Source organism: Variovorax dokdonensis, assembly GCF_030316895.1.
GTDB lineage: Bacteria > Pseudomonadota > Gammaproteobacteria > Burkholderiales > Burkholderiaceae_C > Variovorax > Variovorax dokdonensis.
Genome location: NZ_JASZYV010000002.1, coordinates 128,321 through 142,812, shown reverse-complemented (window position 1 = coordinate 142,812; position 14,492 = coordinate 128,321). Strand labels below are relative to the sequence as shown.

The window sequence follows — 14,492 nt, the reverse complement described above, 5'->3', positions numbered from 1 at the left end:
GCTAACTTCGTGATATGCGGAAAAAGGCTGGAAACCTAGTCCGGGTACAACGGAGCCCATCATGAAACGTTCAGTTATTTCTCTCCTGGCCGGGGCCATCGTCCTCGCACCACTGCTTGCGTCAGCCGACCCACACGGCAAGGGCAAGCATGGCCACCGCGAATACAAGGAAGAGTATTGGGACGGCGGCTGCAAGGTCGAACGCAAGTGGAAGAAAAACGGCGACTACAAGGAGGAGCGCAAATGCAAGGACCGTGGCCCCGCCTACTACGGCCCTGCTCCCGCTTACGTGCCTGCGCCGGTCTACGTACCCGCACCGCAACCCGGGGTCGTCATCCAGGGTACGGTGCGAGTCAACTAGGCGGACACGCAGGATGCCCGCCATGACCAGACCCGTCGTCAGAGGGTCTTGGTCAACGCCACGATGAAGCGGGCCTTGTTAGGGTTGAGCGTCTTGCCGTCCGCGCCCGTCACTTCGAACGCGCTGCCCTTGTTGGCGCCTTGCACGTACGCGCCCAGCGCCAGGCCTGCGCCGAAGTCGTACGACGCACCGAGGTTGTAGTCGTAGTAGTTGATGGCGGTGGTGTTGTCCTTGATGTCCGAGGCGAAGAAGGTGTAGCCCACCGAGGCCTTCAGCGTGAGCTTGGGCACCACCTCGTAGGCATAGCCCAGGTTCAGGTAGCCAGTATTGCGTCCCGACAGGCCCGAGCCGCCCTTGCTGCCGGCCCAGTTGAAGTAGTCGTCCGAGACCGTGTGCGAGTACTTGAGGGTAAAGCCGGCGATGCTGCCCGAGCCGTAGATTTCCCAGGTGTTGCCTTGCGTGGCGCCCGGATAGACATAGCCCAGGGTACCCACGTCCCAGTCCAGACCACCGGCCTTGAACTTGTAGCCGCCGTACACGTCCATCTCGAAGCTGTTGCCGTCCAGCCAGTTGACGCTGGAGTTCCAGTTGCCGATGTAGAAGCCGCTTTCATGCGCGTAGTCGAAGCCGCCCTGGATGGCCGGCTTGACCGAGCTGGTCTTGAAGTTGCCGTTGCTGCCCAGCACGTCCTGGTCCTGGCCACGGAACTTGTAGTTGGTCGTCAGCGTGACGTTGGCCGTGACGGGAGAGGCCTCCGAAGCCTCCGTCTGCGCCTGCGCGCTGGTCGAGACTGTCAGCATCGGAAGAAGGAGTGCACCGCCGATTGTGGCGAGGCTTGTGCGAGAAAAGTACATGCGCGATTGCGAAGTTGCAGAAGGCAGCAAGACTAGTTCGACCGTCGAAAAGGCGTCGTAAATACTGGCGCTTCAAATATCAAGAACGCGTAAAGAATGCGGGTCGGACGCGCTGGGAGGCGGCGTTGCGCGCAACGCGCTTCAAAGCGTTCTGGAAGGCCTTTGCGATCTCAGCAGCGTCGGCCGCGCGAGAGATCTGATCGCGCGACTCACGGCCTTCGAACAACGTCGCGGCGAGAGCCAGCAGCTGAAGGTGATCCTCCTGGCGCCCCGCCTTCGGAACAAGGATCACCAGAAACTGCGAGATCGGTTCGCCGTCGCTCACCTGCACGGGCGACCTCGTTCGCATGAAGACTGTCAGCGGTGACGCGATTGCGTCACTGCGCGCATGCGGAATCGCCAAGTTGTGGCCGATCGCGGTCGATCCGATCTGCTCACGTCGCCAGAGAGCACGAAAGATCGGCGCGGCATCGATGACGTGAGCACTCGAAATAGCCGCTGCAGCGATCGTCAAGGCTTGCTCTACATCCTGCGCGTCCACGTCGACCAGTATTTGCTGGGGCTGGATCCAGTTGGCGAGGCGTTCTGGGTCATGACTCATCGGAAAGTCTCCTGCGTTCACGGGGAGCTACCAATGGTGCGCGTTGACGCGACAAGACGGCATCAAGAAATGGAGGGCTGCCGTCAAAGTTCCGTAACGACAGCGCAAGCGGGTCAGGTGTGGGTCAGCTCCTTCTGAACTGCGATCCGACTGGCCGCCGCTGACGCCTGCGAGACAAAACACGGCCGCCTCGTCTCGCAGGTGATAGCACGGCGCGCCTCGTTGGAGAGACGCTTGCGGCTCATCGACCCAAGGAGTCAGAGATGAGCAATGCGCAGCAGGTCCGCGACGCGGTGCTCGCCATGCCAATGGCCCGCACGCTGCAGTTGGACTTTCGTGAGTTGGAAGCCGGGCGCTCGGAGATCCAGATGCCGGTGCTCGACGCCTTCTGTTTCCGGCCTGGCCAATTGCAAGCCACCGCCGTGTTCGCGATCGCCGACTTCGCCGCGGTGTCGGCCGCCGGCACCGTGTTGCCCGAAGGCTGGATCAACGCCACCATCGACGGAACGCTCAAGCTGGTGGCGCCGGCCCGTGGATCGCACCTGCGGGCGCGCGGCCGGGTGGTGGACGCGAGCCGGCTGCTGACGATCTGCGCGGCGGAGGTCTATGCGGTCGACGGCAACGGCGGAGAAACGCTGTGCGCCACGCTGCTGGGCACGGCGCGCAACATCGATCCAGCTCGACATTGAGTCGATCGACGATGCGCGGCCGCGCCGCCGCGCCGCCGCTTTTTTTCCCGGCTCAGGCCGTCGCGGCCTTGCCCACCAGCGAAGGCTGCATCGGGTCCGCGGTGAGGTAGCCCACGGCAGCGCCGAAGCGGTCCTTGTAGTTGGCGCGGATCAGCGGATCGAGCGTGGTCTTCACGTTCGCGGCGGTCGTGCCGATGAAGTCGCCCGGGTGCTGGAAGTTGCTCATGATGTAGGTCCAGCCATTGATCTCGTCGACGGCATGCAAGCCCGTCGATTCAGCGCCGGCGGGCGTCGACATGATGCGCGAGAGCGTCTTGGTGTCGACGTTGTAGGCCCACAGATAGTTGTTGACGTGGTTGCCGCTGTCCTCGCCGATGAACAGCGTGCGCATCTTCTCGGAGAACTTCAGGTTGTCGGGGCTGGCGATCTTGTCGACCGCGGCGGTGTTGCCGTTGGCATCGGCAGTGATGTCCTCGCCCACGATGACCATGTGGCTGGAAGCGGGCATCCATTCGCTGTCGATGGCCGCGCTGCCCGTGTCCTTGAGCCCACCCGAGAGACGGTGGCCGAGCACGCCGCCGGCCTTGAGCGTCTTGGCAAAGCCGATGTTGTTGCCGGCAGTCCAGCCCTTGCCGTTGGTGATCATCGAATCCTGGATATTGGCCAGGGCCGAATAGGCCATCTTGTCGGCGATGTTGACGGTCGTGCCTTCCATCTTGGTGAACGCCATGCTGGCGCCCACCAGAGCGGCGTAGCGGTGCGTTTCCAGGAAGGCCGCGGCCTTCTCCATGCCGGGCTTGAGCTTGATCCAGTTCTTCGCGCCACCGTAGTAGATCAGGGTGTAGCTCGCATCCATCGGGTCGGTGGTCGACAGATCGAAGATGTCCGTCGCCAACGTGGTGTTGGCCAATGCCTCGATCTCGGCGCTGGTGGCGTGGCCGAGATTGATCCAGTCGATGGCGGCAGGCGCGGCGGACGGATCGATCGACAGGCCGGGCTGGTACTTGGCCGCATACAAGGTGCCGGCGGAAAGGTCCTTTTCCTTGTCGGCGATGAAGACGAACAGGCCTCCGTTGGTGGCGTCGTCACCCATCAGCACGGTGCGGTTGTCGGGCATGACCTGAACCAGCTCGTGCGAGATGCGACCCAGGCAGTAGTGCTTGGTCACCTTGCCAGTGCCATCCGGATTGACGGTGATCTCGGGCAAGTGGCCATAGAGATAAGGCTTGGCGGCAGTCTCGCTGCCGAACACGTTCTTGCTGAAAGCCTTGAACTGCGCGCTGGCCGCGGCGGTGAAAGCATCGGGCTCGTATTCCTCGCTCGACAGGTGCGTGTTCCACGGCGACAGGCTGGCGCCGCAGGTAATCCACAGGCCGTGCGCGCTCGACATGTCGACGTTGTGGTACTTGACCAGCTCCAGCTTGCCGGTGGTCTGGTCCTGGTCCAGCGTGAGCACGGCAATGGGCGACGGCAGCTTGCCGTACATGTCGTTCAGGGCCTGGTCCGTCGAGGTGTATTCGAACTGCACCACGGCAAACACCGCCTTGCCCTTGATGCCGGCAACGGTGGGGTTGTCCAGCGCGAGCAGCGAGGTGCCGTCTGGGCAATCGGAGAAGAACTGGCGCTCCTTGCCGGGCACCGAGTTGTCCATGATCGGCTGGTTGTTGATGTCGAAGTAGCCGCCCGCCAGCACCTGGCCGCCGCTGCCGTTAGGCACCATGTCGCCGGTGATGAAGAAGGGCTTGTAGGCCAGCGCGTAGTCCTTCTTGCTGTTGTCGTCGAAGGCCACCGTCATGATCGAACCGACCGTGGTGGTCGCCATCGCGGCGGCATTGTCCAACGTCGGAGCCGCCATGTTCGAGAACGTGGTGGACACATAGTTGGGTGCGGCGGCGGGTGCCGGGGTCGGTGCCGGTGCTGGAGCGGGCGCCGGTGCCGGCGAGGGGTCGTTGCTGCCACCGCATGCGGTCAGCAGGGCTGCGCCGCCCAGCGGCAGCAGAGGTGCGGCAAACAGCTTGAGCGCCTGGCGACGCGAGGCGCGATAGGTGACGACGGTGTCGGTCATGTCGGATATTTCCAAGGATCGTGGGGTGATCGTGCGCGCGCCGCAATTGCGGCCACGCGGCACTAGCGCTGGCCACAGCCGAGCGGCGGGCCATGCGGGAACCTTAGGAAATGCACGTGACGTATCGATGAATGCGCATGACAGTCTCGTGACTCGTTGGATGAAAGACACAACGTGCCGACCGCATCGCGGGCGCATTCAACTCACTTGGGCCAAAGCACCCACAGCCGCAGCGGCTGGTCGACTGCGGCGGCGAGCTTGCCTGCCTCCGGCCCGGTGCCCGCAAAGTAGTCGGCCCGCACCGCGCCCGTGATGGCGCTGCCGGTGTCCTGCGCCACCACGAGCTTGCGCAGTTGCACCGTCGGGCCGGACGAGGCCAGCCACACAGGCGTGCCATAGGGAATGCTGTCGCGATCCACCGCGATGGATCGGCCGGCCGTGAGCGGCACGCCTTGCGCACCGCGCGGGCCGAAGGCCGCGTCCACTTCGCTCATCGGCTCCTCGCGGAAGAACACGTAGCGCGGATTGCTCCACAGCAACTGAGGCAGGCGCTGCGGATTCGCGGCCACCCAGTCCTTGGTGGCATCGGGCCACGGCGTGATGCGCGTGACGCCCTGGCTCAGCAACCACTGGTTGACGCTTCGATAGGGCTGTTCGTTGGTGCCTGCGAAAGCCATGCGCACCAGGCGCACCGTGCCGTCAGGCTCCGTGATGCGCAGGCGGCCCGAGCCCTGGATGTGCAGCATGAGCGCATCGATCGGATCGCGCATCCAAGCGATCTCGCGGCCGCGCAACGCGGACTGCGCCTGCGCCAGCGTGTCGATCTGCTGCCGGGTGAACCAGGGCCGGCCCGCCGACAAGCCGACCGGTGGCGCGTAGATCGGCACGGTATGCACCGTGTCGGGCCGCCGCGATGCGTCGTAGATGGGCTCGTAGTAGCTCGTGAGCTTGCCGGCGGCCTGGCCGTTGAGCGCCTCCACGCGATAGGGCTGCAGACGCTGCATGAGCCAGGCGCGCTGCTGCGACTCGTCGCCCAGCAACATCTGACGCACTTCGCCGCACAAGGGCGCGAAGGCTGCATTGGGACGCGTGCAGTTGGAGATCAGGGCAGTCCACGCCTCGCTCGTCGGGTCTTCGGCCAGGCCCGGCAGTTCGCTCCAGTCGACGGGCACCCATCGACTCTTCGGATGGGCGAGCGAGCCCCCGAGCGGCGGCATCGGGGCTTCAGGGCGGCTTGGGGCCGGGGCAGGAGGAGCTGTGGGCGAAACCGTGCCGCAACCCACCAGAAGGGTTGCTAGGATCACGCTCACCCAAAGCGCAAGGAGTCCTTTTTTCATGGGTCTGATTTTGCTGGAAGCGCTGGCCGCGCTTCTCGTGCTCGTACTGATCGTGTGGTGGACCATGTTCTCGGGCCGCAAGAACGGCGAGGCCGACGACGAGGCGGACGACAACGAAGGCGGCGCCAATCGTTGACTTTGGCTGACACAAGTGCCCCGCATCACCTCCCCATAATGGCCAGCCCAATTCGATCCCAGGAAGGAAACTCCATGAAGAAGTTCGTACTGTCCGTCGTGTCCAGCGGCATCCTGCTCACTGGCTGCGCCAACATGAGCGATACGCAGAAGACCACGGGCATCGGTGCTGGCGCGGGCGCGCTGGCTGGCGCGGCGATCGGCTCTCTGACCGGCGGTGACCGCGGCGCCATCGGTGCGGGTGCAGCCATTGGCGCGGTGGCAGGTGCAGCGGGCGGCTACCTGTGGTCGCAGCGCATGGAAAACCAGAAGCGACAGATGGAGCAGGCGACACAGGGAACCGGCGTGGCCGTCACCCAGACGCCCAACAACGAACTCAAGCTGAACATTCCGAGCGACGTGTCCTTCGACACCGGCCGGGCCGACATCAAGTCGAACTTCGCGCCCATCCTGGACCAGTTCGCCGCAGGTCTGCGCAACAACCCGAACGCCGAAGTCCGCATCGTCGGCCATACGGACAACACCGGCACCGATGCGATCAACGATCCGCTGTCGATCCAGCGTGCGGCCGCAACGCGCGACTACCTGGTGTCGCGCGGTGTGCCCGCCGCGGCGATCCGCATCGACGGCCGCGGCTCACGCGAGCCGGTGGCCGACAACAGCACCCCTGCAGGTCGTGCGCAGAACCGCCGCGTCGAGATCTATACCGGCGAGCGTTCTCCGGCAGCCAAGGGCTGACCGCGTTCTCTAGAGCCCTCGAAGCAGGTTGGCCAGTTCGACGGCCGACTTGACTTCCATCTTCTCGAACACGCGCGCGCGGTGGACTTCCACCGTGCGCACGCTGATCGAGAGCTGATCGGCGATCAGCTTGTTGGGCAGGCCTTCGATGACGAGGCGAGCGACCTTGTGTTCGCGTTCGGTCAGCTCTGCCATGCGCGCCGCAATGACACGTCGCTGGCTCTGATCGTCGATGACGCGTGCCGAAACGGCCAGCGCATGCTCGATGCGGTCGACCAGCGCGTTGTCCGAAAAGGGCTTCTCGCAGAAATCGAAGGCGCCTTGCTTGACCATGTCGACCGCGGTCGGGACGTCGGCGTGGCCGGTCAGGAAGATCACCGGCATGGCATCGAGCCATCCACGGGCGCGAAGGCGATCGAACAGCTCCAGCCCGCTGGTGCCGGGCATGCGCACATCCAGCAGCAGACAGCGCGGCTGCCTGGGCGCGGCGGGTTCGGCTTCGGCCGCAAGACGCGCCTCGAAATCGTCGGCCCCGGCAAAGTGTTCGCTGTGAAGACGACGCGAGCGCAGCAGCCAGGCCAGGGCCTCGCGCACGCTGGCATCGTCGTCGACGATGAAGATCAGGCCATCGATCAGGGGTTGCATGGTCAGTCGTTGGATGGCGACCCGTCGGCCGCAGGAAGGGTGAATCTGAAGATGGTGCCGCAGGGCAGGTTGGGCTCGTAGGTGAGCGCGCCGCCATGCTGCTCGACCACCGTGCGGCACAGGCTCAGGCCGAGGCCCATGCCGTCGCCCCGGGTGGTGAAGAAGGGGGTGAACAGGCGCTGCGCCACGTCTTCGTCGATGCCCACGCCGATGTCCGCCACCATGAACTCGACCCAGCGTCGGCCTTCGCCGCTGCTCGAACGGCTCGCCTGTGCGAGCAATGCGCCCAGGCGAAGCTCTCGCCGTACGATCTGTGGCGAATCCATGGCCTGCATGCCATTGCGCGCGAGGTTGAGCAGCACTTGCTCTACCAACGTCCGGTCGCACATCACCGCCGGCAGCGCCTTGGCGATGTTCAGTTCGATGCGCACGCCCAGCTTTCTGGCCTGCAACTGCACCAGCGGCAGGACGGCATCGACGAGGCTGCCCGGCCGAGTGGCTTCTCGGGCACGCTCGCGACGGCGCACGAAGTCATGCACGCTGCGGATCACGCGGCCGGCCCGTGTTGCCTGGTCCGCGATGCGGGTGAGCGCCATGCGCAAGTCATCCGAGGCGCTCTGGGCGGCGGGTTCGAGCAGATTGAGCGAGCCGGTGGCATAGCTGGAGATCGCGGCCAGCGGTTGCGTGAGTTCGTGGCTGAGCAACGACGCCATCTCGCCCACGGTGGCCAGGCGAGCGCTGGCCTGCAGGCGCTCCTGCGACGCGCGAGAAAGCTCCTCCACACGCCGCTGCTCGCTCAGGTCCACAAAGGCACTCATCCAGCCGGTCTGCACCTGCTGGGCATTGATGAGGGGCGCCTCGAAGATCAGCACGGGAAAGCGCCTGCCGTCCTTGCGCATGAAGACCGATTCGAAGCCTTCGCGCGGCGGCGCCGTCCCGGCCAGGCGCACCGCTTGTCGCTGCTCGTACTCGTGGGCCAGTTCAGTGGGCCAGTAGGGCAGTTGCCCGTGCTGGCCCATCAATTCTTCGGCCGAGAAGCCCACCATCTCGCAGAAGGCCGGGTTCACGTAGGTGATGCGGCCTTGCAGGTCGCGGGCGCGCAAACCGGTGACGACGGAGTCTTCCATTGCCTTGCGAAAGGCCAGCGATTCGGCCAGGTCGCGCTCGGCCTTCTGGCGCCGACGCGTGTCGCGCGCCAGCAGGATCAGCACAGACACCAGCGCGATCGAGATGAAGGTGACCAGCCCCGTGAGCACGTTGGGGAACAGGTCGGGTGCGGCACGCCAGCCGTCGATGCGCAGCAGCAGCCGAACACCTGGCAGCTCGATCGGTTGCAGCGCGGTGAAAACGCGCGTGCCGCTGCGGCGCGGCGCGCCCACCACCGCCAAGCGCGTGCCATCCGGCTCGACCAGAGAGACTTCCTGCCCGCGTCGCTGCGATGGCGCAACCAGTTCGCTCAGCAGGTCGCGCAGGCCATAGGCGGCCAGTACATAGCTGCCGTCGTCCATCGGGACGCAGACCTGCATCACTTCGATCCCGCCGCCATTGGCCAGCAGCGTGAATCGGCTGGGGCTGTAGGCGGCCGCTACCTGGGTGCGGGCGCCGTGGCACAGCTGGCGAATGTCGCGCAGCTCATCCGGCCGGCGGTCGAAGTTGTCGAGCACCGGCACGCGATACGGTGTGATTACGCCCTCGCGGACGGTGGCGTTGGGATTGAGCCATTCGATGCGAAGCCATTCCCGGTGCAGTCGAAGCAGTTCGCGCGCCTCATCGGCCCAGCGTTGCGGGTCGGGGGCGGCGTTCAGGGCACGTAGGCTCTGGGCATTGCGCTGCAGGCCGTTGCGCAGGTCGACCGCGGCATCGGCGACATCGCGCTCCAGCGCTTCCTGCACCTGCTGCACTTCATGGCGTCCGGCCAGCCAGACCACGGTCGAGACCAGCGCCATCACCAGAAGCGCCAGCAACGCCCAAAGGAACCAACGCTGCCACAGCGTGCGCAGCCGCCGATACGCGACGGCGGCCCGCCGCCAGAGCGGGCTGGGCAATGCGTCGTCGGGCTTGGCGAGGCTGGACATGCGGCGGTCGAACTCCCTGGCAGCGCAGCGGGGGCCTACAAGACGCGATGCGACAGTGCCGGCAGGCGTTGACGCGCACTTTGCACATGGCCGAAGTCCAGCTCGCACAAGACCACGCCTTCGCCCGTGGCCTGCTGGGCCTGGACCGTGCCCCATGGATCGGCCACCAGCGACTGACCCCAGGTACGGCGACCGTTTTCGTGCTCACCACCCTGCGCGGGCGCGACAACCCAGGCCAGGTTCTCGATGGCCCGCGCACGCAGCAGCACTTCCCAATGCGCCGAACCGGTGGTCCAGGTGAAGGCGCTGGGCACCAGCAGCAACTGCGCACCGGCACGCGACAGGGCGCGATAAAGCTCGGGAAAGCGCAGGTCGTAGCACACGCTCATGCCCACCTGCCAGGCGTGCCCGTCGCGCGAGGGCAGCTCGAACACGACCGGCTGCGTGCCCGGGGTGATGACGCGTCGCTCGTCGTAGTGCTCCCGGCCGTTGTCGAAGTAGAAGAGGTGGATCTTGTCGTAGCGCGCCACGCACTGGCCTTCGGGCGAATAGGCCAGCGAGGTGTTGAGCACGTGGCCTTCCTCGGGGCTTTCCAGCGGCAACGTCCCGCCGACGATCCACATGCCGAATTCGCGCGCAGCGTCGGCCAGGAAGCCTTGCACCATGCCGGCATCGGGCGATTCGCGAAGCTCCAGCTTGTCGGTGTCGCGCATGCCCATGGTGCAGAAATATTCGGGCAGCACGGCCAGCTCGGCGCCGCCTTCGCGCGCCTGCGCCAGCAGGTGGTGGGCCCGCGCCAGGTTGGCTTCCCGCGCCACGGCCGAGACCATCTGGATGGCTGCGACTTTCATGCTCGATCTCCTTGTGTAGGCAATGGGGTCATGGGCGATCGACCGAGGCCGGATCGCTCGCGTCGACGGAGCGGCTGGGCGCGCGCTGCACCTTGGTGATCTTCGGATCGCTCCAGGTGCCTTCGATGTCGAACTCCTGCGTCGCCGCGATGGACAGCGGCTTGCTCAACGCCAGTTGCGCCAGGAAGGTGGCCAGCCCGATGGCGGGGTTGATGGCCGTGGCCACCAGCGCCGCCGTACCCGCGCTGATTTCGGGCACCACCACCACCCGCAGGTTCTGCGTTTCCTGGGCGATGTCGGCCGAACCGTCCATCAGCACGGCCGCGTTCACGCCCTTCATCTGCAGGTTGTTGGTGGTGGCCACGCCGTGCGCCACCAGCGCATCGCCACGGATGAAGTCGAAGGCAAAGCCCTGGCTGAACACATCGCGAAAATCCAGCGTCAGGCGGCGCGGCAGTGCCTGGAGGCTCAGCACCCCCAGCAGCTTGGCGATGCCGGGCTCGGCCTTGAGAAACTGCCCCTTCTGCACGTCCACATGGAGATTGCCGTCCATGCTGGGATAGTCGAGGGAGAAAGGCGATCCGCGCCACGACACCTGCCCGCCAAGGCTGCCCTGGCCGCGCCGCAGCACGTCTTTCATGCCCAGGCGGCCGAGCAGCGCGCCGGCGTCGCGGATGTCGAACTTGAAATCCATGGTGGTCCGGCGGCCATCGGCAGCGCTGTCGCCCTCCGGTATCGCCCAAATGCCGCTTGCGTTGAAGTCGCCCTCGGGCATGGCCAGTAGCAGCTTGCTCATGCGCCACTCCCGGCGCGGCCCACCCTGGTTGACCGCCTGCACCTCGGCGCGGCCGAGCTTGCGGCCATACAGCTCGAAGTCATTCACCACGACGTCGAGCGCCGGCAAGGTGGCGGCGCGCTCGTCGAGCAGCGTCTCCACATCGCTGGCCTCGCTGCGCGCGATCCGCAGGCGGGCGAATCGCGCCATCACGCGTCCGGCCTTGGCGTGCCCGTATTCCAGGTAGCCGCTCAGCTCGTCGGCATCGACGTTGGTGCGCCACTGCGTGCCTTCCCTGCTGCCGCCCAGCACCACGTTGTGCAGGCTGTGGCCGGCCAGGCGCAGCTCGCGCGCATGCAGCGCGACGGAGTTCGGAAGGTAGGCCAGGGCCTTCTCGTCCGGCGGCTCCGAAACCCCGTCCGACGTCTTGCGAAACAGCGCCTGCCATGCGCTGATGTCGAAGGTGTCGATCTGCAGCCGGGCCATGACGCCCGAAGCGGGAATCACCAACTCCTCGTCGGCGCCGCTGCCCATCAGGATGCCGCCGTTGATCACCTTGGGCGTGTCACCCGACAGGTCGCGCAGCCAGCTGGCCGAAGCGATGCGCCCCAGGTTCACGCTCAGGCGATCTTGCAGCGGCGACGACGCGCCCTTCCCCGAGCCGCGCGCCAGCAGCTTCTTTTCGACGCGCAGGTCCAGAGGCTGGTCGGCCGCCTTGACCAGCGGCGCAGGCAACTCCAGCGCCATGCCTTGCAGGTTGCTGGCAAAGGAAAACTCGGTCGCGCCATCGCGCCATCCGAACTCGGCCTGATAGGTGCTGCTGCCGCGCATTCGGCGCCCCAGGTCGGACAACCAGGGCACGAACTGCTGGTCGCGCAGGCCCTCGGCATTCAGCTGCCCCTGAGCCTTGAAGCTCATGTCGTTCGCCTTGCCGTCGTAGCGGCCCTTGCCGTCCAGGCGAATGTCGCCACCGGCCAAGCGTGCCCGCAAGCCGCTCATGCTGAATCCGGCTTCGGTGAAGTTGAGCGTGCCGCGCGCCTGTGTGAACGCAGGCATCTGCGCCGACAGTTGCACCTCGTTGTCGACCAGCTCGACGCCGGCCTGCAACTTGGACTTGTCCATCGCCTCGAGCGGCATCTCGAGCTTGAGCCGATATTCGGCACGGCCAGTCGCCCGCACCTGCTCCAGGTAGGACTGGGCCTGACCGGCCAGGGGCGCGGCCACGCGCAGGGCCTCGGCAAGCGGTCCGGCGGCCTGCGCGTTCACATGCAGCACAGGGTCCAGGATCGACATGTCGGGGATGCTGGCATCGCCCTTGGCGACTTCGATTCCGTTCGCACCGGCCAGGCGCCCGCGCGCATTGTTGACGCGCATGCCGGCGCGCTCGAACACCAGTTCGGCGCTGGCATCGGCCAATGCCGGCCAACGCGGCGCCGAAGACGCGCCCTTGGCGCGAGCGGATTGCGAAGCCGGCGGCGGTGCGTAGTCGAAGTCGACGTCGGACACCGTGGCCGCAATGCGGAACTCGCCACGGGCCGGGTCTGTGAACGGCATGTCCCACAGGTCGCCTCGCACGCGGAAGGTGACGTTCCGCGCGTGCCCGGCCGTCACCGCCTCGCGCACATAGTCGCGCACATGCTGGCCCAGATGCAAAGGGAGATAGCGCCACACGCGCGTGCCGTCGGCGCGGCCCAGGCTGCCCTCCATGTCCAGCACGCCCGGGAAACGGCTCTTGCTGGTCGACGTGGCGGGATCGCTGGTGCGCCAGGTGGCGCGCGCCTCCCCCTGGGCATCGGCATTGGCGAATCGCAGGTTGTCCACCTGGACCTGAAGCCGTTCGCCCTCGATCTTCCACTGGGCGCGTGCAGACAGGCTGTCGATGGGAATGCGCGGCTCATCGAAGATGCCCGGAAACTCCAGCGCGCCTTGCGCAATGGCGATGGTGGCGCTGCCGCCGGCCTGGTTGGCGTCGAAGTCCACCGTCGCGCCGGCCACGCCCGGCTGGCCGTGCTCCCCTGCATGCGACGGGGCTTCGGCCGCCACGGCCAGACCGGTGGCTCGGCCTCGCATCTGGTAGCGGGTCGGCGCTTCGAGCGGGCCTTCCCAATCACCCTCGATGCGCTCGACGGTTCCCGCCGGTGCGCGGGCGGTCAGTTGCCGGTGCAGTGCGGCGCCCAGGGGCAGTCGATCGGCGATCTGGCTGAGCATCTGAAGGTCCAGGCGTTCTGCCTTCAGCCGCCCGCGAGCGGCCTTCGCGCCTCGCGCCTGCTCCATGCGCAGCGACAAGTCTCCGCCGGGCCAGCGCAGGCGGTCTTCGGTTTCGAAGGACAGGCCGGTGGTGGTCAGATCGAAGACGCCGTCGACATCTTTGTAGGCCAGGCGTCCGGAGACCGAGCGCAGTTGCAGCGGCGCGAGCTCGGGCGCCAGCGTGGCATCGACCCCGTCCAGGCCCAGGTCGAGCGTCGCGCCGACGATGCGGCCGTTCTTCACGTCGCCCCAGGCGCGCAGGGCGCCACGCCCTTCGCGCACGCGCCATTCGTCCTGCGCCACGTAGCGGCCGATGCGACTGACATCGATCTGGGGCAAGTCGGCGAACACCTGGCCATCCCACTGCTGCCAGTTGCCGCTGCGCGTGGACAGAACCGGCTGGCGAAACTGACCGCGCAGGCTGAAGCGCTGCCCCCAGCCCTCCGGCGGCGTGGCATCGAGCGCCAGCGCATGAGACCGCGCTCCGTTGCGCGCAGCGAAGCGCACGTCCGTCAGCAGCAACGGCGGTGCGTTCTTGCGGCGTTCGTCGATCCAGCGGACCGTCCCGCCTTCGATGAGCATGTCGCGCAGCGAGAAGAACCAGTCGGCCCCACGCGTGCCGCCACTGGCGTTGCGCGCCGATTCTTCGGGCATGGACAGGCCGGCCACATGCAGGCGGGACTGCGCATCCATGCGCATTTCCAACTCGGGACGCTCGACGTAGACGTGCTCGAAACCCAGGTTCCAAAGCGAGCGCGGCGAGACCGTGACCACCACCCGCGGCAGGCGCAGGGCCTCGCGCTCTTGCGGGTCGAGCAGCACGACATCACGCAGCTCGATGGTGGGGAAGAAGGCGCCGCGCCAGCCCTGTGCCTGCGCGCTCATGGTGCCGATGCGCACGGGCACCCCGATGGACCGTGTGGCTTGTGCCTCCAGGGCACCACGGTATTCGCCGATTCGCGGCACAATCCAGCCGTGTAGGACAACGACCACCAAGGCGAACACGATCCATGCAGCCGCCACCAGGCCAAGCGCCCAGCGCGCCGTCACCGCGGTGATCGAGAGCCATCGTGAAGGGGGAGACGCTGTGACATTCATTGAAGGGCGCGCGGTACAAGG

Annotated in this window: 12 protein-coding genes; 4 read left to right on the top strand and 8 right to left on the bottom strand. The window is 66.4% G+C overall.

From position 1 onward, the window contains the following. Nucleotides 1–61 precede the first annotated feature (61 nt). Entirely contained in the window at nucleotides 62–361 is a 300-nt protein-coding gene (locus tag QTH91_RS09260; protein ID WP_286659787.1) for a hypothetical protein, read from the top strand. Nucleotides 362–399: 38 nt separating this feature from the next. On the opposite strand, the gene QTH91_RS09255 is transcribed toward QTH91_RS09260, so the two are convergent. Beyond that, nucleotides 400–1,161 carry a TorF family putative porin gene (locus QTH91_RS09255; protein WP_286659786.1) on the bottom strand — a complete coding sequence of 254 codons (762 nt, stop codon included), beginning with the start codon at nucleotides 1,159–1,161 and terminating at the stop codon, nucleotides 400–402. Nucleotides 1,162–1,294: 133 nt separating this feature from the next. After that, a complete protein-coding gene (locus QTH91_RS09250) occupies nucleotides 1,295–1,816 on the bottom strand; it encodes a PTS sugar transporter subunit IIA (RefSeq protein ID WP_286659785.1) in 522 nt (173 codons plus the stop codon). 263 nt (nucleotides 1,817–2,079) lie between these two features. Between QTH91_RS09250 and QTH91_RS09245 the strand changes: the two genes are divergently transcribed. After that, complete coding sequence (locus tag QTH91_RS09245) at nucleotides 2,080–2,505, top strand: PaaI family thioesterase (RefSeq protein WP_286659784.1); 426 nt, start codon at nucleotides 2,080–2,082, stop codon at nucleotides 2,503–2,505. 52 nt (nucleotides 2,506–2,557) lie between these two features. Here QTH91_RS09245 and QTH91_RS09240 read toward each other — a convergent pair whose 3' ends face one another. Both QTH91_RS09240 and mltA read right to left on the bottom strand, forming a co-directional pair. Further along, nucleotides 2,558–4,570, bottom strand: a complete 2,013-nt coding sequence (locus QTH91_RS09240) for a PhoX family protein (RefSeq protein ID WP_286659783.1) — start codon at nucleotides 4,568–4,570, stop codon at nucleotides 2,558–2,560. Nucleotides 4,571–4,773: 203 nt separating this feature from the next. Further along, nucleotides 4,774–5,907: a murein transglycosylase A gene (gene mltA / locus QTH91_RS09235; protein WP_286659782.1), complete on the bottom strand. Its 1,134-nt coding sequence runs from the start codon at nucleotides 5,905–5,907 to the stop codon at nucleotides 4,774–4,776. Between mltA and QTH91_RS09230 the strand changes: the two genes are divergently transcribed. Together QTH91_RS09230 and QTH91_RS09225 are read left to right on the top strand one after the other, a co-directional pair. Then, nucleotides 5,906–6,043 (top strand): hypothetical protein, encoded by a 138-nt coding sequence (locus tag QTH91_RS09230; RefSeq protein WP_286659781.1) that lies wholly within the window; start codon nucleotides 5,906–5,908, stop codon nucleotides 6,041–6,043. The genes mltA and QTH91_RS09230 overlap by 2 nt on opposite strands. Nucleotides 6,044–6,117: 74 nt before the next feature. Then, on the top strand, nucleotides 6,118–6,780 hold the full coding sequence (locus tag QTH91_RS09225) for a YiaD family glycine zipper/OmpA-like lipoprotein (RefSeq protein ID WP_286659780.1): 663 nt from the start codon (nucleotides 6,118–6,120) through the stop codon (nucleotides 6,778–6,780). Between the two features lie 9 nt (nucleotides 6,781–6,789). Here the strand turns inward: QTH91_RS09225 and QTH91_RS09220 are convergent, their stop codons facing one another. Genes QTH91_RS09220 through QTH91_RS09205 form a run of 4 tightly spaced genes read right to left on the bottom strand, consistent with a single transcriptional unit; the run spans nucleotide 6,790 to nucleotide 14,471 of the window. Continuing rightward, on the bottom strand, nucleotides 6,790–7,425 hold the full coding sequence (locus QTH91_RS09220; protein ID WP_286659779.1) for a response regulator transcription factor: 636 nt from the start codon (nucleotides 7,423–7,425) through the stop codon (nucleotides 6,790–6,792). A 2-nt stretch (nucleotides 7,426–7,427) separates the two neighbouring features. Further along, nucleotides 7,428–9,500 (bottom strand): PAS domain S-box protein, encoded by a 2,073-nt coding sequence (locus QTH91_RS09215; protein WP_286659778.1) that lies wholly within the window; start codon nucleotides 9,498–9,500, stop codon nucleotides 7,428–7,430. Nucleotides 9,501–9,535: 35 nt separating this feature from the next. Further along, on the bottom strand, nucleotides 9,536–10,351 hold the full coding sequence (locus tag QTH91_RS09210; protein WP_286659777.1) for a carbon-nitrogen hydrolase family protein: 816 nt from the start codon (nucleotides 10,349–10,351) through the stop codon (nucleotides 9,536–9,538). A gap of 28 nt (nucleotides 10,352–10,379) precedes the next feature. Beyond that, complete coding sequence (locus QTH91_RS09205) at nucleotides 10,380–14,471, bottom strand: YhdP family protein (RefSeq protein ID WP_286659776.1); 4,092 nt, start codon at nucleotides 14,469–14,471, stop codon at nucleotides 10,380–10,382. Nucleotides 14,472–14,492: the final 21 nt, after the last annotated feature.